Source organism: Paenibacillus faecis (assembly GCF_008084145.1).
Classification (GTDB): domain Bacteria; phylum Bacillota; class Bacilli; order Paenibacillales; family Paenibacillaceae; genus Fontibacillus; species Fontibacillus faecis.
Window position 1 is genome coordinate 727863 of the sequence record NZ_VSDO01000001.1, and the last position, 20063, is coordinate 747925.

General features: G+C 53.0%; 15 protein-coding genes. 2 read left to right on the top strand and 13 right to left on the bottom strand.

Features of this window, described 5'->3' with window-relative positions:
- Positions 1 to 49: 49 nt before the first annotated feature.
- The 7 genes from FRY98_RS03315 to FRY98_RS03345 all read right to left on the bottom strand — a co-directional run bounded on the left by FRY98_RS03315 (position 50) and on the right by FRY98_RS03345 (position 10485).
- Positions 50 to 1378: a Gfo/Idh/MocA family protein gene (locus tag FRY98_RS03315; RefSeq protein ID WP_170287013.1), complete on the bottom strand. Its 1329-nt coding sequence runs from the start codon at positions 1376 to 1378 to the stop codon at positions 50 to 52.
- 2 nt (positions 1379 to 1380) lie between these two features.
- Positions 1381 to 3129, bottom strand: a complete 1749-nt coding sequence (locus FRY98_RS03320; RefSeq protein ID WP_148450315.1) for a DUF4091 domain-containing protein — start codon at positions 3127 to 3129, stop codon at positions 1381 to 1383.
- 13 nt (positions 3130 to 3142) lie between these two features.
- Positions 3143 to 4015 carry a carbohydrate ABC transporter permease gene (locus tag FRY98_RS03325; RefSeq protein WP_148450316.1) on the bottom strand — a complete coding sequence of 291 codons (873 nt, stop codon included), beginning with the start codon at positions 4013 to 4015 and terminating at the stop codon, positions 3143 to 3145.
- A gap of 15 nt (positions 4016 to 4030) precedes the next feature.
- The gene (locus FRY98_RS03330; RefSeq protein WP_148450317.1) at positions 4031 to 4933 is read right to left on the bottom strand and encodes an ABC transporter permease; all 903 of its coding nucleotides are present in this window, start codon (positions 4931 to 4933) and stop codon (positions 4031 to 4033) included.
- Positions 4934 to 4992: 59 nt separating this feature from the next.
- The gene (locus FRY98_RS03335; protein ID WP_148450318.1) at positions 4993 to 6603 is read right to left on the bottom strand and encodes an extracellular solute-binding protein; all 1611 of its coding nucleotides are present in this window, start codon (positions 6601 to 6603) and stop codon (positions 4993 to 4995) included.
- Positions 6604 to 6874: 271 nt separating this feature from the next.
- A complete protein-coding gene (locus FRY98_RS03340; protein WP_148450319.1) occupies positions 6875 to 9181 on the bottom strand; it encodes an AraC family transcriptional regulator in 2307 nt (768 codons plus the stop codon).
- Between the two features lie 176 nt (positions 9182 to 9357).
- Positions 9358 to 10485 (bottom strand): glycoside hydrolase family 88 protein, encoded by a 1128-nt coding sequence (locus FRY98_RS03345; protein ID WP_148450320.1) that lies wholly within the window; start codon positions 10483 to 10485, stop codon positions 9358 to 9360.
- A gap of 176 nt (positions 10486 to 10661) precedes the next feature.
- Here FRY98_RS03345 and FRY98_RS03350 point away from each other — a divergent pair, with 176 nt between their 5' ends.
- Positions 10662 to 11528 carry a helix-turn-helix transcriptional regulator gene (locus tag FRY98_RS03350; protein WP_170287014.1) on the top strand — a complete coding sequence of 289 codons (867 nt, stop codon included), beginning with the start codon at positions 10662 to 10664 and terminating at the stop codon, positions 11526 to 11528.
- A gap of 101 nt (positions 11529 to 11629) precedes the next feature.
- On the opposite strand, the gene FRY98_RS03355 is transcribed toward FRY98_RS03350, so the two are convergent.
- Together FRY98_RS03355 and FRY98_RS03360 are read right to left on the bottom strand one after the other, a co-directional pair.
- Entirely contained in the window at positions 11630 to 12646 is a 1017-nt protein-coding gene (locus FRY98_RS03355) for a Gfo/Idh/MocA family protein (protein WP_148450322.1), read from the bottom strand.
- Entirely contained in the window at positions 12640 to 13497 is an 858-nt protein-coding gene (locus FRY98_RS03360; protein ID WP_148450323.1) for a sugar phosphate isomerase/epimerase family protein, read from the bottom strand. Before FRY98_RS03360 ends, FRY98_RS03355 begins: the two co-directional genes overlap by 7 nt.
- Before the next feature lie 167 nt (positions 13498 to 13664).
- Here FRY98_RS03360 and FRY98_RS03365 point away from each other — a divergent pair, with 167 nt between their 5' ends.
- Positions 13665 to 14576, top strand: coding sequence for an AraC family transcriptional regulator (locus FRY98_RS03365; RefSeq protein WP_148450324.1), 912 nt, complete (start codon positions 13665 to 13667; stop codon positions 14574 to 14576).
- 97 nt (positions 14577 to 14673) lie between these two features.
- Here FRY98_RS03365 and FRY98_RS03370 read toward each other — a convergent pair whose 3' ends face one another.
- The 4 genes from FRY98_RS03370 to FRY98_RS03385 all read right to left on the bottom strand — a co-directional run bounded on the left by FRY98_RS03370 (position 14674) and on the right by FRY98_RS03385 (position 20036).
- Positions 14674 to 16497 (bottom strand): right-handed parallel beta-helix repeat-containing protein, encoded by a 1824-nt coding sequence (locus FRY98_RS03370; RefSeq protein WP_170287015.1) that lies wholly within the window; start codon positions 16495 to 16497, stop codon positions 14674 to 14676.
- A 435-nt stretch (positions 16498 to 16932) separates the two neighbouring features.
- Positions 16933 to 18288, bottom strand: a complete 1356-nt coding sequence (locus tag FRY98_RS03375) for a glycoside hydrolase family 30 protein (protein ID WP_148450326.1) — start codon at positions 18286 to 18288, stop codon at positions 16933 to 16935.
- 36 nt (positions 18289 to 18324) lie between these two features.
- Positions 18325 to 19152: a carbohydrate ABC transporter permease gene (locus FRY98_RS03380; RefSeq protein WP_148450327.1), complete on the bottom strand. Its 828-nt coding sequence runs from the start codon at positions 19150 to 19152 to the stop codon at positions 18325 to 18327.
- On the bottom strand, positions 19149 to 20036 hold the full coding sequence (locus FRY98_RS03385) for a carbohydrate ABC transporter permease (RefSeq protein WP_148450328.1): 888 nt from the start codon (positions 20034 to 20036) through the stop codon (positions 19149 to 19151). The genes FRY98_RS03380 and FRY98_RS03385 overlap by 4 nt, the downstream gene beginning before the upstream one ends.
- Positions 20037 to 20063 lie beyond the last annotated feature (27 nt).

The following is a 20063-nucleotide window of genomic DNA, read 5'->3' on the forward strand; positions in this document are numbered from 1 at the left end:
GGGGAGCTCCCAGCACCACCGTTTTTTTGGAGATAATGCCGCACGCAGACTACTGCGCGGAATAGAAACGTTCCGGCTTCTGAACGTCCAAATCAACCGTCTTGCCGCTCTTCCTCGACTGCTCGGCGGCATAACCGATCACATAGCCGTAGATCGATTGGTCCAACGAGGTGGAAGAGATGGACGGGCGTTCGCCGCGGAGCGTTCGTACGAAATCCTGAACCAGCCGCAGATCGCCGCCGCCATGGCTGTCGTTCGCGACATCCACCGTGATTTTCTCTTCCGCATATTCGCGGCCGGCCCACGGGTCCGGATGCCGCAGGACAAAGTAACCGTCTTCCAGAACCCCCTGGATTTCGCCCTTTGTCCCGGTCACATGCAGGGTGCGGCAAGGTCTGGAGGTCGCTCCTACCATGTTGAGGGAGGCCGTGGCTTGATTGTCGAATTCGATGATGACCGACTGATGATCGACCACGTCGTTATCGCAGCGCCACACGCAGCGGCCGTACGGATTATCTGCCCGCAATGAAGCCAGCTTTTCCTCCCGGCTCATCGTCGCGCCAAGATGGTTGTTTTCCCAGACATACATCCCCCAGCGATCCTGGTCGATATAGTGTTTACTGGCGGAATACGGGCAGTCCCGCTCGATCGGACAATCGGCCAGGCAACGCGTACCGGCTCCTTCCGGCGCCCGTTCGGGCCTGAACTGCATCAGGCTTCCGAAGCTGCCGACCTTGACGGGACGCACGCCGCCGGCCAGCCAGGCAATCAGGTCGAGATCGTGGCAGCATTTTTGCATCAGCATGGACGACTTGCACTTCTCTTCCGAATTCCATTTTCCGCGGATAAAAGAGACGGCCATATGGTGATAGCTGACATGCTCGGCGGCTTGGATGTTCACGATTTCTCCGATGCTTCCGGCCGCAATTCGTTCTTTCACCGCCTGATAAAACGGGGAGTACCGCAGCACATGGCAGATCATGACGATGCGGCCGCTCCGGCGTGCGGCGTCTTGCAGCCGCAGCGTCTCTTCCTCGTTGACGCCGATCGGCTTCTCCAGCAGCACATCGTAGCCATGCTGCAATAAAGGCAGCGTGGTCTCGAGATGGAGCTCATCCATAGTTCCGTTGATGGCCGCGTCCGCCAGCTTGGGCCGCTCGCACAACTCCGTGACGGACGCCATCGCGTTTTCCCCGGGAATGCCAAACCGCTCCATCGTTAATCTTCTGCGCTCCGGATTCGGCTCGACGACGCCGACGATCCGCAATTCCCGGGGATAGCGCTCGGCATAACCCGCATAAATCAGGCTCCGCTGTCCAGCTCCGACAATCACCGCCGTCACCGGTTCTCCTTTGTAATCCGAAATTCGTTTGTTCACGATTATTCCCCTCCTTCTTCGGCCGCCTGAAGCAAGGCGAACAGCCGGTCATACTCCGTCGGATCGAGACTGTACAAGGCCTCCGCCGGTTCGTTTAACGAGCGCGTTCCCAGTTCCTCGTCCGTAAAGCGGAAAACGCCGTCCAGCAGCCGATCCACCGCTTCCCCCAGGCCTTCCGCCCGCATTTGGCGCATCAATTCGTAATCGCGGATGCCCCGCTGCAGCCATTTATAGCGCAGGGAAAGCATCGGCCCGCCATCCTTTCCGGGGTAAACGAAATTGGTATCTCCCGCAGGCCAGAACTGCGGACGGTACTGAATGCTCTCCAGCGGACGATCCGGCCATACTGTATAGTTCCAGCGCAGGAATCCGTCCAGCTCCAGCCTCGCCGCCAGCCAGGGAATAATCCGGCTTTCGAGGGCGGGGGAACCGATCAAGGTGTTCGGCCGGCGGGGATTATTGCATACGTAATAGAGCAGTTTGCCGCCAATGTCCGGCTTCCGCCGGCGAAGCTCGTTGAACTCCTCAAACGCGCAGGTGAGCTTGGGAACGTAATCGCGGATCCCGTCCAGCTTCGCGGAAATGAACTCGGAATGGTTGATCGCCACCTTGAGCTTGAAGGACGGGGCAGCTTGTCGCAACGCCTGCAGCCGCTCGTTGAACAACGCCAAATCCGCCGGTTCGTCGGCCATGACGCGTACCCGTTCGCACACCCTCAAAGACCTGAGATGCTCCTCCAGCGCTCGAATATAATGTTCCAGCTCGCCGCGTTTGCGCATAAACCGGAACGTGCCCGTCCGTTCATCGAAATAACGGAGACGGATACCGTCGGGATAATCCGAAACGGGAGAACCGTAAACGCCATCCTGCGTCTCCCACACGTTCAACAACCCGAATAATTCGATTTCTTCCTTGATGCCGTATCGTTCCGCGAGTTCGATATAGCGGTCCATGGCGCGGTAATCGTAGGAAAAAGTCCCGTCCGCCCGCCGGATGACGCTCACGATATTGTATTCGAACAGATCGGACGGATCGTCGTCCATATGCGATCCCTGGCCGGACCAGGGAATTTCCGAGACGACGAGCGAAGCCGCCTTCTGTCCCAGGTTCCCCAGGCTTTCCAGATAGCGTTCGATGATGGCGAAATGCGCGTCGGACCACAGCCGAACGTCGTATTTTCTGGCGATGTTGGCGTTGTGCTGCCATAAATCGAGATAGAACCGGTACTGCTCCGGGGCGGGCAGCCGGCGCTGCAGAACCGTCAGCCCAAACGACAGTTCGCCGACCGGCACTTCATCCTCGAACATCGTGTGCCGGAACAACCGGATGACGCCGGAGTATCGTCCCGGCTGCGCCTGCGCGCCGACGTGGATTTCGACAAAAACCTGCTGCAGGTTCCGCGCAGCTACATGGATGGAAGATTGATCGAGCAGCACATCCGACTTCCTCCCGCCGTCGTCATCCCTGACTAGTCCAATAAGCCTGACCTCCGGCTGCAGCGCCTTCGCCGCCTCGTCCAGCTCCACTTGAATCCGGACAACCGGCAGCGGACCTCCCTTCCAGAACAGTGTTTCCGTACCGACCGTGAGCAGGAAATCCTCTTCCGCTCCGGCGACGACTTGCAGCGAAGCGGAGTCTCCGCGGCAGCAGACCAGTTCCATCCGCTTCACACTCGTCTCCCGCGCCGTCTGATCCCACGGGTTAACCCCCCGGATATATTTGTAATACATCGATTGCAGACCGAATAACATGAGCCTATCTCCTCTATTCCTTAATTGCGCCGATCATGACGCCTTTGACAAAATATTTCTGCAGGAACGGATACACCGCCAAAATGGGCAGCGTCGCCACCATGATGGTCGCATATTTGATGCTTTCCCCGATCGCCTGCTGGTCGGCGGCCGATGAGCCGAGCTGCATACTGTCCGTGCTGTTCTGGACCAGGATTTCGCGCAAAATCAACTGCAGCGGGAACAACTCACGTTCCCGGATGAACAGCATCGCATTAAACCAGGAGTTCCAATGCCCCACCCCGTAGTACAGAATCATGACGGCGATGACCGGCATGGACAAGGGAACGACAATCCGGAATAAGATGCCGAATTCGCCCGCGCCGTCGATGCGGCCTGATTCGATCAGGCTTTCCGGAACGGCCTCAAACGATGTCCGCATAATAATCAAATTCCAGGTGTTGATGGCCGTCGGCAAGATCAAGGCCAGCAAACTGTCGCCCAAATGCAGCCAGTTATTGATCAATAAGTAATTCGGGATGATTCCGCCGGTAAAATACATCGTAAAGACAATGCCCAGCATAATCGGCTTCCTCAGCATGATTTTCCGGGACAATCCGTAGGCTCCCAGCGTGGTCAGCAACAAATTGAGGCCGGTGCCGAAGATCAAAATGATCAGGGTGTTCAGATAGCCACTCCAAATATTGGGGTTGTCGAGCACTCTGATATAGGCGTCGAAGTTGAAATTCAGCGGCGCCAGCAGCAATCCGGGATGCGCCAACAGCGCGTTGGAATCGCTTAAGGAGGCCAGCAGCACGTAATAGAACGGGTACAGCGTCACGACGATGACAGCCAGCATGACAACGCCGTTCACGAGGTTAAAAGCTTTGTCTGAAAATGGTGCCATTGTTGTTCTCCTTTCTTACCATAATCGGTTGTCGGACAAGCGGCGAGAGAACGTGTTGGCGCCGATCAGCAGGATAAAGTTAATGACGGCCTGGAATAAACCGACAGCCGTTGTAAAGCTGTATTCGGCGCCTTCCGCCAACCCCTTGCGGTAAACGAAGGAAGAAATGACGTCCGCCGTCTCATACGTGTTCGGATTATACAGCAGAATGATTTTCTCGAAGCCGACTTCCATCATCCCACCGATCCGCAAAATCAGGAGAATCGTGATGACCGGCACCAGACTCGGCAGCGTGATGCTCCAGATCTGTCGGAACCTTCCGGCCCCGTCCACCTTCGCCGCTTCGTAAATTTCCGGATTGATGCCGCTTAACGCGGCCAAATAGATGATGGAAGACCAACCCATCTCCTGCCAAATTTGCGAAATGACATAAATCGTGCGGAAGTTGGCCGGATCGCCCAGCAGCGCGGAGCGCTCTCCCCCGAAAAAAGCGATCAGGCTGTTGATTACGCCATCCCGGCTCGTAAAACTGATAATTAATCCGCAAATGACGACAAGCGAAATAAAATGCGGCAGATAGGAGACCGTCTGTACGACGCTTTTGAATAGCCGATTGCGAATCTCGTTCAGCAGGATCGCAAACAGAATAGGTACGGGAAATCCGAACACCAGATTGTACAGGCTGATCAGCAGCGTGTTCTTCAAGACGCGGAAGAAATAGACGCTGTCGAAGAAGGCGATGAAATGCTTCAATCCGGCCCAGTCGCTGCCGCCAATGCCTTTCGCGACCCTGAAGTCCTGGAACGCAATGATGGAGCCGTACATCGGCACGTATTTGAAAATGATATAATAAAGCACCATCGGCAAGATCATGAAATAAATCGCCTTGTGTTTGGCAATGTCTCGAAGCAGTCTCATAACGGTTCACATCCTATAGCGTAATAAAGTAAGCGGGAAGGGAGCCCCTCCCGCAAAACTCACCGGCTGTTATAGCGATCCAGCGCCGCCTGTTGAATTTCAATGGCACGGCCGATTTTCATTTTCTCGAATTGAGCCACCATCGTATCGAAGCTGGCGACGGGCTCGGAACCCATAATGATCTTCGTGACAAACTCGCTCCGGTACGTTTCGATATCGTTCATGATGCTGCCGAACTCGTCCGCTTCTTCCGTCGTCAAACTCACGGGCGGCATCATCACCCGGTAGGCATTGTCCGCGTATTCCGCATAACGTTTAATCGCCTCTTTTTGCTCCGGGATCGTATAATATTGATCGTTGTACCGGTCATCGGCAGGTCCGATAAAGGAATAGTTCGCGATAAAATATTTGGCCATGGCCTGGCTGACCGACAGGTTATCCGGATTGTTCAAAATCAGATCCGTATAAATCGGCTGGCCGTTCTCCAGCGTATACGTCTCGCCTTCGATGCCGAAATTTTTCAGCATGGAGCCTTCCGGGCTAAACAGATAGTCGAGCGCTTTGATCGTCTCCTCGGGATGCTTGTTCGTTGCCGACAGAACGGCGCCAATCCCCGTAAACTCCCATTGGGCGGGGACGAACAGCGGCTTTTCCCCCTTATTCAGCACCGGAAATTGCACCGCGGCCAGCCGGGCCGCCGGGTCGGCCTGCTGCAATGCCGGAACATAGGTGCCCATGGAACTGCCGATATACCCGAAGAACGCCGCCGCTTGGCCCGAGCTGACTCTGGAATCCATCAGCTTGCTGTCGTTCGTCGCATAGTCGGGATCGATTAAGCCCTCTTTGTACCAGCTTTGCATCCGGACAAGGTAATCCTTGAAGCGGGGCTCCATCGGACCGTACTTGACCTTGCCGTTATCCACGTAGAAGGATTGGCCCAGGCCGTAAGCCCCCAGAAAATCGGAGGAATCCTTCGTGCCGAACAAGCGGTTTTTGTTGGCGGTAAAAGGAATGATTCCCTTCTTCTCCTTGATCGTCCGCAGCACGGTTTCCCACTCGTCAACGGTCTCGGGCTGCGGCAAGCCGAGTTCGTCCAGCCAATCCTGCCGAATCATCAACCCGGCGAAAGTTTTGTATTTCCCGTATTCGCCTACTTTCAAGTCGGGAAAGACGTAAATATCCCCATTGTCCGCCATCAATTGCTTGGCGATCGACGGATATTCGTCGATGATTTTTTTTAGGTTCGGCGCATGCGCCTCAATCAAATCGTTAAGCTTCATGATCGTACCGTCATTGTACATTTTGGCGGCCCCGCCCTGAATGCCGGTCCACTGCAATTGCATCACGTCAGGCAGCTCGTTCGAGGCCAGCATGACGTTAAACTGCTGCATCACGTCACTGTTGCTTGTGGACACGGGGTGGATGAATTGAAAATCAACGTTGGTTCTTCGCTGCCATTCCTTCACCATCGGGATATCATCCAGACTCTTGACGACGGATGAAGCGTTTCCATTCAACGCCGCCCAAAAGGTCAGGACGGGCGTTTCCGAGCCTTCCTTAACGCCGGAAGATGCAGAGGGCTGGCTTGCTCCACCGCAGGCCGATAACAATATCCCGAAAGCCAATACCGCCGCCCAAACGATGGACCCCCTGCTTTGTTTGCTGTTCATGCGGTCACTCCCCTTTTACTATTAAGTGTTATAAGGTTTTAGATGTGATTGGGAGCCGAATAGGTGGTTCGGCCGCCAATCCTTACGGTCCAATGTACCGGGTTGACGTGCGGCTGTAAATTTACGAATTTCAAGATTCGTATCGTTTTTCTTACATTCGCCATTCGCATTTCCCGATTCGATGACGTTATCATGCGAAGACGAGATCACGCAAAAAAAAAGAGGACCCGGCTTGGCGATCCTCTTTGCTCAGTTGGCGAAGAAACAGACGTTACCCGGCATGATGCTGCGTTCTGAATTGTCCGGGGGTAATCCCTTCATATTTTTTAAATACGCGAATCAGCGACTGGCTGCTGGCAAACCCGACTTGCTCGCTGATCTCGTTCAAGGAAGCCGACGTCGATCGAAGCAGTTGCTTGGCCAGCAGGATCCGGCTTTGGTTAACATAGTCGACCAGGTTTTCTCCGGTTTGTTCTTTAAAAAAACGGGATAGATAGGTTGGGTTCATATTAAAAGCCAGGGAAATGTCCGTCAGGCTCAACTTGGTATCCGTCACGTGTTCATGGACATAGTCCAGAATCCGGTCTTTCAGGAGGGAATTATGACTTTTCTTCTTGTCTTGAATATAGTCGCAAACGTTCCGCAAAAACGACAGGCTCATCTTCTCCATTTCCACAAATGTGCCGCATTCGGCGACCTGCATAATAAAGTTGTTCTTCCGGGCAATCATTTCTTCGTTGCCGATTTGCACCTGCTCGACGGCTTTCAGCATCGTTCCGGCCAGCTCGAACATCAACAGCTTTCCGAACTGATTGGAAAGTGTGCCTCCGGTGAAATTCTGCAGCAAGATACGGTGCAGCAAGGAGCCGGCTTCTTCATAGTTGCCTGTAGCGATAAAATTGATCAACTGCCGCTCCAGCTCAAGCGAGTAATCGATATTGTGCCGCGGGCTTTGAATCATCCCGTGGGAGATGACCTGATTCGGCCCGAGCACAAACTTGTAACCGAGCGCTTCCAAGGCTTCGCCGTAGCATTTGGGAATCGAAGCCTGCCGGGAATGGATATCGCTGATCCCGATGGACATTTGGACGAGAAAACCGTTCGAAAGCGTTGCTTGCGCTTCCCGGACGGCTTGGAAGATATCTTCCTTCGACGCGACCTCGCACTCATCCCGAATGTTGACCACGCAAGCGATCATTCCGTCGACTTCCGAGAAATAAACCTTGTACCGTTCCCCAAGCATCTCCTCAAAAATATTCGTCACCATAAGATATAGGAAATGCAGCTTTTGCTCCGGAATGAGGTCCGCCGGTTGGCTGAACAGCTTCTCGTAATCTTCGATCTGCACCAGAAGTACGACGAACCGGTCGCTTTCAAAGCGGATATCGAGCATGTCAAACACCTGGGAAGGCGACACGCTCATATCGAATTTGCCTTTCAACAAGCGGCCGAGGATATGGTTCACCCCCGTTTTCTCGTGCTCCCGCATTTTGCGGCGCGCCTCCTCCTCGAAAGCCGCGCTTTCCGAAATAAACCGCTGCAACATGGAGAATTCATTGCCGCCTCTTTCGATATTTGATTTCACTTTGGTGGACACCATGTCGATCATGTGGCGAATCGGCCGGTAGTTGCGGTGCGTGAACCAGTAGACGAACCCGCCGCCGAGGCCGATGCACAGCAGGAAGCTGACGGCAATCAGCCGCTTCAGCATCGTTACTTTTTCGGCATAGATGCTGAGCGGGACGACGGAGACGTATTTCCAGCCGGTATCGGAGGAGCTGATATAAGTTGCGGCCGCCTTCTCGCCGCCGATCGAGACGTTTTGGAATCCGTGGTCTTCCGGAAAATCGTTCAAATCGATCTCCGTCACATCGGCCGAAGAACCCGTGGCCAGGATGGATCGGTTCCGGTCATCCATGATGTATATCAAGCCTTGCGAAATGCTTTCGATTTGCGAAATCAACCGCTCCTGCTTCAGCAAAATGACGAGCACCGCCGGGGGCTCCTGCGTCTGCTGAATGGGCAGTGATTGCGTATAAACAAGCAGTCCCTTCGCCCCGTCCGTACCGGTATTCAGGCTGCGGAACGCCCCTTTGCCGCTCCCGTCAAGCCAGGTCAGCCACTGCTCGTAGGTGAAATCGTCCACCGGACGGTAAGTTTGCCGAAACCGGCGGTACAGCTCTTCTCCGGACAAGTAGGTGCTGGTGGTCAAAGCATAGTGTTTTCTCTTGTCAAACAAATAGATGTCCGAGATGGTGCCGTTGGCGACAGTATACGACCGCAAGCTGGAAATCAGCTCGTTCCCCAGCAATTTGACATCGGGACGATCGTAATTGTATCTGCTGTAGTACGACAGCACTTTCGGATCGTTGGCCAATTGCGTTCCCATCCGGCGAATATCGTTGATCTGATTGTCGACCGCCTGCCGAACCTGGTGAAGCAGAGCGTCGTTCGTCCGATTAACTTCGGAATCCAGCATCTTTTGCGAATAGACCAGAACCGTCGTCGTAATCAGAATGGGAATGAATAAAATGATTAGATAGGAATACAACCATAGATGAAACACTTTTCGCCGCACACGGGATTCCCCCTCATTTTTCAAACTCAAGGATCAACGAGGTATCGCTTCTTATAACTATAATGAAAGCGGTTACGATTGTGAAGCTGAAATTCTGCCTCCCCCAGGGAGGCAGAACAGAGGGGGCCGATTCCCGAAGATCGCCGGCCGCCTCTTCATCCTTCGGGGTCGGCGGCTTATCGGCTGTACCAGTATCCGGGAATCCCTTTCTCCAGGCGCATCAGGGCTTCGAGATAGTAATAGTCTCCCCAAATCGTATAATCATCCGGAGATAGTCCGGTACGGACGGAATACGAACCGCGCCGGATCAATCCCTCTTCGTCGGAGTCCAGGTCAGGGGTGTAATTCTGCGCCAGGGAAGATATGGATTGGGTGACAGCCTCCATCAAATCCGCTTTGAGCGGATCATCCTGTCCCAGATGGCCGGCCAGTTCCAGCATACCGCAGGCGGCGATGGCCGATGCCGAGCTGTCGCGCTTCGATTCCGGGACTTGCGGCACGTCGAAATCCCAGTAGACGACGTGATCTTCCGGAAGACGGTCGATAAAATACTTCGCCATCCGCTTGGAAGTTTCCAAAAACTCCGGCCGTCCGAGTCCGCGGTACGCGAGAGCGAAGCCGTAAATGCCCCATGCCTGTCCCCGGGTCCAGGTCGAGCCGTCCCGGTAACCCTGGTGGGTCCCGCCGCGTACGGCCTCGCCGGTAGCCGGATCGAAATAGAAGGTATGGTACGAGGAGTCGTCCCCGCGAACGAGGAAACGGCGGCTTTTCTCGGCATGAATCCCGGCGGCCTCCCGGTATTTCTCATCACCCGTTTGTTCCGCGGCCCAGTACAAGAGCGGCAAGTTCATCATGCAATCGATAATGATCCGCCCCCCATTCTCCGGATCGTTCTCCCGCCCCCACGCCTGGATCAATCGGGGCTTCTCCCTCCACCGCTTCATCAAAGCGTCCGCCGCTTGCAGCGTAAGCTGTCTCGCTTCCACATCTTTTTCCACGATCCAGCCCGCTTTGGAAGATAGCGAGTACAGAAATCCAATGTCGTGGTGATCCAGGTTGGTGCCAACCTGCAGGCGCTGCCGGAAACTGTCCACCGTCCGGACCGCCGCGTCCCGGAAGGCCTTCTCTCCCGTATATTCGTAACACAGCCACAACATCCCCGTCCAGAAACCGTCCGTCCAGTCCGTATTGGGATTAAGCACATAATGCTTGCCGTCCGCACTCACATGAGGGAATTGATCGCCGAATCGTTCGATGTTGCGTTTAGTTTGTTCCACCGCTTGCTCAATCGCTCTTGCCCACATCACATTGTCCTCCATTTTATCCGCATTTTTCAGAGCATCCACTACAAATTATAAGTAAAGGGGCATTACGCTTTGTTGTGCCTTTATGTAGCTGAATTGCGATTTATCTTAATCGCATCGTTACCGGGTATGCTATGATAGGACTAACCATACCCTTGTCCCAAGGAGGGGACCGCGTGAAATTTCGTGAATCCATCGACTTCGGAACCGCAGGTTACATGTTTAAATACCGGGATGAAACCAAAGAGAAGCATTGGAAAATGCTCCATGCCCATCAAGGGATCGAGATGTTGTACATCCATCAGGGAGCCGGTGAAATTGCGCTGGAAGGCCAACATTACCCCTTGCAAAACGGAACGCTGGTTATTTTCCAGCCGTATCAGCTCCATCGGGTGGAAGTGCCCGCTCATCATCAAACTTCTTATATCCGCACCAACCTGACCTTTAACCCGCATCTTGTAGGACCGTGGCTGACGCCTTATCCGCGGCTTCAATTCTTCTTCCGGAAAATGTGGCGGGGCGTGTTGCCCAAGCAAGTATTCCAGCTTGGGGAAGATCACAGACTGGCCCATTTATTGGACGATCTCGAGCACTCGCGCAAAGCCGCTCAGGCCCCGTCGGAAGAGGATCTCGCCCTGTTCTTTCTGACGCTGCTAAGACATCTTGAACTTCACGTGTTCGCCGACAGATTATCCGCCGATGCCGGACCCATCAGAGCTACCCAACACATCGAGAAGATCATGGACTGGGTTGAGGAACATTTCCGCGAACCCTTTCAATTGAGGCGGATTGCCGAGGACCTCCATCTGTCACCCTACCATCTGTCGCATCTATTCAAACAGTATACCGGCCGAACCATCACGGATTATATTGCAGCCAGACGCATAAGAGAAGCTTGCGCGCTGCTCGTGCTCACTTCCAAACCGGTCAAGGTGATCAGCCGGGAAGTAGGCGGACTCAGCGAACCGTACTTCTGCCAGCTGTTCAAAAAATGGAAGGGCCTCACGCCACAGGCTTACCGGGAAACCGCCCGTTTGTTGTAGCTCCAGCCCCCATCCGTTGCCGGTAACATCCCTTCATCTAAAAAAAGCTCCCAGCTCCACTCCATCGGTGGTCCGGAAGCTTTTTTTGCAAGTTGTCCTCACTACGCCTTAAGACTTACCCAAGCCCCGCCGGCATTCGCCGATTTTTCTTCCGCCTCGACCAGCGCCACAGAATCGGCGGCGCTTTCAGGCGTGCAAATGACGATCGGTTGATCATGGGCAATCGCTTCGATAAAATGCTTCAATTCCAGGTAATAGCCGTCATCCAAGGTTAGTTCGGGCTTAAAGCCCGGCTGGTCGTTGGGATTTACGGTTACGGAGCTGCCATCGAATACGATGTTCCCCCGTTCAAAGTTAACCCGGTACCCCATGTAAAAACCGAAATCCCCCTCCAGTGTCCAGTCGACCTGGGCGTTGATCACTTTACCGTCCGGGTAAGCGTAGTGGGTGGACGCGATATCGTAGCCGCTGCCCGGGATGACTTTACGCCCGATGGTGGACACCTTCTCCGGGGCTCCAAACAGCCACTGAATCATATCGGCATCGTGAATATGCATATCCAGCAGAGCCCCGCCGCTTAGTTCCTCCGTAAGAAACCAATCTTTCGGCGCTTTCGAGCCGCGGTAGAAATATCCGGCTGTCGCCTGGCCAAAACGCTTTTCCTCAATCGCTTTTTTCAGATACTCATAACCCGGCCAAAAGCGCAGGCACTGTCCAATCATCAGCTTTCGGCCGTGCTTCTTGGCGGCCTCGGCCATTTGGCGGGCATCGGCGGAATAGCGGGCCATCGGCTTTTCGCAAAATACATGGTACCCGCGTTCCAAAAGCGAGCAGGTCATCTCCGCATGCAGGTAGGTGGGAACGGAAAGATCGATCATATCGAGCTGCTCTGCGGCAAGCATATTCTCCAGATGATCATACAGCCGGTAGGAAGACAGATCATAGATCTCCTGCCCTGTCGACATATTGCCGTTCGCTTTGCTGTCCTTCAACTCATCGATCCTAAGATCGCAAATGGCCGCGAGTTCAACCGGCTCCCCTTCGGCCATCAGACGAACATAGTTGTCAAAATGCATCCGGCCCATAAAGCCGAAGCCGACCAATCCGATTTTCAGCATGGCACTGCTCCTCCTCGTCCCAAAATGGCATCCATCGCCGCCGAGGTATTGAAGATAATCTGTTCGGAATGATGCTCATAATGCGGAATCATTTCGGCCGTGACGTAATTGGTGTAGCCGACCTCGCGCAGCGCGGTCACGACGGAGGGATAATCGACATTGCCCGCCAAGAGGTCCACAAAACCATGCAATCCGCCGGCTTCGCGACGATAATCCTTGAAGTGTACCTTCTTGATGCGCGGCCCCAGAATACGAACCCAGTGCTCCGGATAACCCGCATACACAACGTTGCCGACATCCAAATAGGCACCGACATAAGGCGAGCCCACGGCGTCAAGAAAACCGCGCATTTCCAGCGGCGACAACAGGAATTTGTTCCACACATTTTCGATGCCGATGGAGACGTCCGCCTTCTCCGCTTCTCCCGCCAGCTTGCCGATCGCTTCTAGAGCGCGGTCGTAAACTTTGTCGTAAGGCACCACCTCGGAGCCGGGAATGAAATCAACGCCGACCGCCCCCGGAATCACCAGGATCGCGTCAACCCCAAGCGTCGCCGCCAGTTCCAACTGCTTTTTGCAAATATCGGACGCTTTGCTTCGTACGGCCTTCTGTTCACTGGTCATGGAATAAGACCAATACAAGCCGGTGGCCAAACCGCATATTTCCAAACCCGCGTCCTCCACTTGCCGACGGATTTGAACGGCCTCTTTTTCTGTAGTCTGCAGCCCAAGTTCGCCTTCCTCGTTCAAGGCCAGTTCAATCCCTTCAAAATCGGCCGCCTTCGCCAGGCGTGCGCTTTCCGCAATAGTTGTCCCTTCAGGGAACGACCAGATGTTAATTCCCTTCCTCATTGTCATTCCTCCCCATTTGTATTTTTCCGTTGAAATGATACCATGATGATAAAACTTTAATTTTTGTTCTTCTATCCACATTATATTGACTTAACGACATGATTTATTTAGCGAAAAAAGTTTATTTTTATCTTATTCCGTGAATCTTCAGTAAGGAGGTTCTTCCTATGAATGAAAATCGTCCTTTATCCGTAAAAACGCGTACCGCCCCCTTCGCGGCGTGGTCGCCCAGCATTCATTACGCCCAATATCAAACCCTTTCCCCATGCCGTTTCCCCGTAAGAAGGCTGTACGATTTCGAGTTGCTGTACGTCTGCCATGGCGAAATGGCCACAACCATGAACGGGCAACGCTATCTGCTTTCGGCCGGCCAGCTCATTTTCCTGCCTTGCGGGGTCTATCATCAAAACGAGATTGTTTCCGCGCCTGAAGCCAAACTGATGGGAATTCACTTTGATTTCTTCAGCGACGTTACGATTCAAAAGGAGGAAGATCTGATTGTCCCCGAGGAAGAAATGGAGTGGGACAAACTCGCCGCAGAGGCCGTGACGGGAACGGATAGAGGGCTGGCCTTTTCCGCGGATCCTATCTATTCGCCGTCCGTGGAGTGCGTTCAAGCGATGGAACAGCTGATCCATGAATTTGCCAGGCGTTCTCTTGGATATGAGCTAGTATGCAAGGGGTTGATGTTGGAGATTCTGGCGCAATTGCTGCGTTCCCAAATGGCCCGTCGGATCACCGGGGTCTCGGAGCACGGGGAACGCGTTAAGCGCCTGGCTGAGCGAATGGACGCCGCTCCCGCGGAGGACTGGTCGGGCAGGCGGATTGCGGCCGAACTGCAGATGAGCGTGGATCATGCCGCAAAGCTGTTCCGGCGGATCATCGGTGTCCCTCCCGGCGAGTTCCTGCGCAGCATCCGGCATCGCGAAGCATGCAGGATGCTGCGGGATACGGACTGGACGATTGAAGAAGTGGGAGCTCATGTTGGATATTCCGATATTCATTATTTCAGCCGTTTATTCAGCGCAAACGAAGGAATCTCACCGCGCGCTTATCGCAAGCTTTCCCGCATCCTCTAACGTACGGACTTGGCGCAAAGCGAGACCGAGGATAACCGGAAAACCCTATCCCTCTTGACTCGAAGGATAGGGTTTTGGCTGTTTTACCAAAGTAGCTTTATACCATCGTGTTGCCGATATTGGTGTCCGTGTCTTTATTGAGGAACATGCTGCCTTTGATCAGCAAGTTGTTTAGAACCTTGGTTCGTTTCGCCTTTTCGGTTACGATCGCGTTGGAAATCGATTTATCGGTATTGGAATAAATCGTATTCTGAGCGATGATCGCATCTTCGGCGTCATCAGTTAATGAAATGCCGTACCCGGTATTATCCGTTCTTTTGAAGGTGATGCGGTTGCCGATAATTTCGGCGCGTTGCCCCCCCTTGATTTGAATCGCCGAAGTGCTCGCGGTGTCGGAAATTTCGTTTTCGGTGATTTTAACGGTTTTGCCGGCGCTGCTCTCTCCGTAAATGGCGACGGATCGGGAGCCAAGTATATAGTTCCCTTTGAGCGTAACATGGCTGTTTTTGTCGAAGCTGATCGCATAATGGGCTTGTTTTCCTGTGTAGCTGGAACAGTCGATATAGTTGCCTTCCGCGAAAACGGATGTCTCTTTTCCCCCCCAGTTTTTGATGGATATGCCGCCTTTGCACTGGCCAAACGAATTGCCCCGCAGCACGACATTGGTGGACTTGTCCAGTTCGAGGCCGAAGCGTTCCGAATGGAGGGCCTTGTTGTTCAGGAATTGTACGTCATTGCTCTCGTCGACCTTGTAAGGCACGCCCGCTCCGCGGTGCACGATATTGTCCGCGATCAGCACATTTTCCGCTCTATATACGCCGATGCCCGTTCCTTCGCCGAGATGGGAGACGGCATTTCCCGTCACGACCACGTCTTTGCCGCGGGCGTCGATGCCGCTGCTGAAGCCTTTGATGGTGTTCCCGGTAATCGTCACGTTGTTGCCGTCAAATCCGTTCGATACTCTATCTCCCAAAATGGCTACTTTCGTTTTATCCGTCCGTACCAGCACGTTGTTGGAAATAATCGTATCCGTACCGTTGCTGTAAGAAAGCGTACTGTCCGAATGATTCCCCTCAATCACGACTTCGTAGCCGCTGAAATTGAGCACGGACGCTTCTAGGTTTCCGCGGAACAGATTGCCGCGAATGACGACTTTGCGCGGCTTCTCGTAATCGATGTCGCCTTCGCCGTATCCTTCGATATCGATACCGGCCATAGGTTTGGTACCCTTGACGGTCCCCGCGTTCGTAATTTCATTGTTCTCGACGAAGACCCCTTCGCCGGCTGTGATCGAAATGTTGTTCCGGCGCGCTCCGTCCAGCGAGCAATTGCGGACGGTTACTAATTTTGGTTCGTCATAGTCGGGATCTACGCCCATGAGGCCCACCGAGCCAAGGAAGACGCAATCGCCGGTGCATTTGCGGATTTTCATATTTTCGATCGTAACTCTTTTGCCACCGTGGACATAAATCCCGAAGCCATATTCCTGCGTCGAATCCGGAAGTTTGCTGAAATCATGCTGGTCCAGATCGCCGGTGATGATGCCGCCCGAAATCGTGACGTTTTCCACTTTACGCAGATAAATACAAGAGTAACCTCTCGCAGCGTTAGGCTCTACCTTCAGCTCCGCCTCATGATCCAGGGTAAGCTTCATGTGGGACGGAACCACGATGCCGCCGCCTTTTTCCGGAGTGTTTGGAAAGAGGGTCCCTACGCCTTGAATCATATATGTCCCTTTTGGAATAAAGGCTTCATTATACCCGGCGCTTTTCGCATGGGCGATCGCCTTGTTCAGTCCTTCCGTCGTTTTTACCGCATCGGTGCCATTGGTTTTGATGCCCCACTGCGCCGGATCGATGACATAGCAGGTGGTCGTCATGGCCGTTGCCTGTGCGGTTTTGTTTTCAAATTCGTTGTTCATCATTGTTCCTCCTTGTTTCTTGCCTGTTGATTTTGGCTTGTTTGCATTATGGCCGTTTAAGAAATCCGGAAATTCCATCTCCTTTGCGCAAAGTCTATTAGGTACCCGGGTGGTATGTTTCAATTGGGATTCAAAGGAGCCGGTTTCCTATAGTTCCCGCACTACTAATGTAGCAAAACCCGAGTGCGGCTAACGGCCATGAAAAGGACAGGTAGCGGGTAAGGAGAAGGAAAGGATTACTGGGCATATCTTGGTTGGTTTGCATGAACTTTTAAAGATTTTGAGGAAAGAAAAAACGCCGGAATCTCGTTCCGACGCTTCCATATCCAATATTTTTTCACAATAAGATGTTTTGCTGGTCTTTTTAAAGCTTCGCCTCAAACCATTTCCGCCAGGCTAATAAACACATCGTTGCGCCTTTAGACTCAGGTTGCCTCATTCATTGATCTGCCTATCAAATAACATTGTGTTAAAAGACTCGGGCTCCAGTTCGAAGCCGTATATTTCCGTTCCGTCCGAAATCCGCACGGTTCTTGCCTCCTTGAACGGATTGGCCAGCACCACGACGCGCTCGCCGCTTGGCGTTACATAACTGACCGCGTTGCCGAACCAGTGGCCTTGCTGACCGATCCGCTTTGAGCCCGGCGTCACGAAATGCGAGAAGTGTTTCATCACGTAATACTCGGGATTTAAAATCGCCCTTTGCTGCTCTTTATCGACCGTAATCATCGAGTTCTGCTCCCACCCCCACGTGCTTCGTCCCTTCGGCCCAAGTACCATGTTCCAATAAATGTACGCGTTCACCCGGTTTGTGAAATAGTGCTGGAACAAATTAAATACGTATTGGGCATATTCCCAAGTGTTCGTGCCGTCGCCGCATTCGTTCTCGGTTTGCATGTACCGCAGTTCCGGGTAACTCAGCACAGTGCGCTGGATCGCCCATTTTCCGGCCCATTGATAGCCTACGCCCTTAATGTATTTATAAGCTTCAGGATCGCTTAACACCGTATGTGCGTAAGCGTCGTGGTCGGTGACTTTCTTCTTCACCCATTCGTCCCACGGTTCCGGCGCATTGATCGTGCCCAGCCAGATTTCCGTATCGAGTCCATGCCGTTCAAAGGCCGGTCCCAAATAATCGCGGATAAATTCGCGAAGTTGCTCGCCTGTCCAAACGCAGGACGGAAACTTCTGATCGGCCACTACTTCGTTCTGGACGTGGATCTGGTGAACCGTGATCCCCTCTTCCTTGTACGCCTGCACGAACTTTACGAAATATAGGGCGTAGGCTTCCAGATTTTCATGCTCCCAACGTAGTGTTCCGTAGTTATAGGCTTTCGGGTGCTTCATCCAAGTCGGCGGGCTCCAAGGCGAAGCGAACAGCTTGAGTTCGGGATTCAGCGCCAGGGCTTCCTTAATATAGGGAATCAAGTATTTCCGGTCCCGTTCGATGGAGAAATGCTCCATCGCATAGTCTCCATCCGTTTCATTGTGGCTGTACCACTCCAGGGCGTAGTCGCTGGCTCCGATTGGAAGCCGGCAAATGCTGAATTTCTGTTCCCCGTCCGGATGAAACAAGTCGAACAATACCCTTGTTCGTTGCTCCTCGGGAAGTTGGCTTAGCGCCACAAACCCGAGCTCATTAAAACATCCCCCAAACCCTTCCACGTTTTGATAAACGGCATCCGTCAGCGTCAACTCCGCCGTTCCCCCGTTTGTTAATAAATGAGGCAGTCCTTTCTCTTCCCATGACCGCTCCCTTGTGCTCGATATCCATCGTTTCGGTTGTAACATGAATATCCTCCTCTCTCTTTCGGTTAATGCTTATACCTAGCCCTTCACAGCCCCTTCGGCAATTCCCTCCATAATGAACTTTTGGAAAAAAGCGTAAATCATCACTACCGGAATCGCCGTGAGCACCAGCGAAGCCAGAATCAGCGACCACTCCTTGTTATACTCCCCGAACAACATGTTGGTGGACAGAATCAACGTATAATTGTCTACGTCCGTCAGCATCATCAGCGGCAGCAGGAAGTCGTTCCAGATCCACAGAAAGTCGAGGATCGCGATCGTGACGGTGATGGGCAACAGCAGCGGCAAAATGATCCGGAAAAAGGTCTGGAATTCGTTGCAGCCGTCGATTTGCCCGGACTCTTCCAGCTCCCGCGGGATCGACTTGACGAAACCATGATACAGAAAAATCGCCATATTGACGCCAAGTCCGATATAGATCAGCGCCAGTCCGTAAGTGCTGCCCTGCACCTGCAAGGTTTTGGCCATCCGGGTGAGCGGAATCATAATCGAATGAAACGGCACGAGCATCGAGGCTACGAACAGCAGAAAAATAAAATGGCTTAATTTGCCCCGGGTCCGGGACAACTTATAACCCGCCAAAGCGGAGCAGAAGACGATTCCCCCGATGCCGATCACGGAGACAATCACCGAGTTCCAAGAGCTGTTCAGGAGATTGATTTTTTCAAACGCTTGCGAGTAGTTCTCAAAATGCAGCTTCGTCGGCAGAGCGACGAACGATTCGAACATTTCCGCTTGCGTCTTAAACGAGTTGACGACCGCCATATAAATGGGAAAACAGGTGAACAGAGCGCCCACGGACAAGATCAACCCGATCAAGAGCGAATTGATTCTCTTCATGCTCATGCTTCCACCTCTTTTTTCTTCATGACGTTCATCTGAATCAGGGTGACAATCAGTACAATGGCAAACAGAATGAGCGATTTCGCGCTGGCGTATCCGTAGCGGAAGTTATTGGAGAACGCCTCTTCGTAGATGTTCATCGTAATGACCTGCGTGCTTCGTCCCGGCCCGCCGCCGGTCAGTCCGTAAACAACATCAAACACTTTGAAAGCGCCGTTCAGCGTCAGGAAGAAGCAAATGGTCACGGCATGCGTAATCATCGGCAGGGTTACACTTCTTAACGTTTGGAACGAATTGGCCCCATCGATAACGGCCGCTTCCTTCAAGCTTTGAGGCACGCCTTGCAGGGCCGCCAAATAAATAATCATCATATACCCGACCCCGTTCCACAGCGACACGATCAGGATGGAGTAAAAAGAAAATTTCGGATTGCCCAGCCAGGCTTGGTCAAGGAAGGTGATCGCCGCTTTTTCGGCGAGCTGCGGGATCACTTGCGAAAATACAAAGGTCCACATAAAGGAACTGATAATTAGGCTGATCATATTCGGCATAAAAAAGATCGTGCGGAAAAATCCTTTGCTCCGGGTTCGCGTCTCGATGAGTACGGCAAGGAGTAAAGCGATTACATTTTGCAATACAACCATGAATGCGACATATTTCAGCGTAAATAATAACGCATTAATGAAATCCGGGTCCTCCGCGAGCGCTTCGACGATATTGGCAAAACCGATGAAGCTGTAATTCTGGTTCAGACCGTTCCAGTCCGTAAACGTGTAATACATTCCGCCGAATGTCGGTATGAGCAGAAAGATGGTGTAAATAACGAGTGCCGGGGCCGTAAAAGCCAGCAAAGAGATATACTTCTTGAACATCCTGGACGACGGCATGTTCTTCCTCCCCCTCCGTTTGTCTAT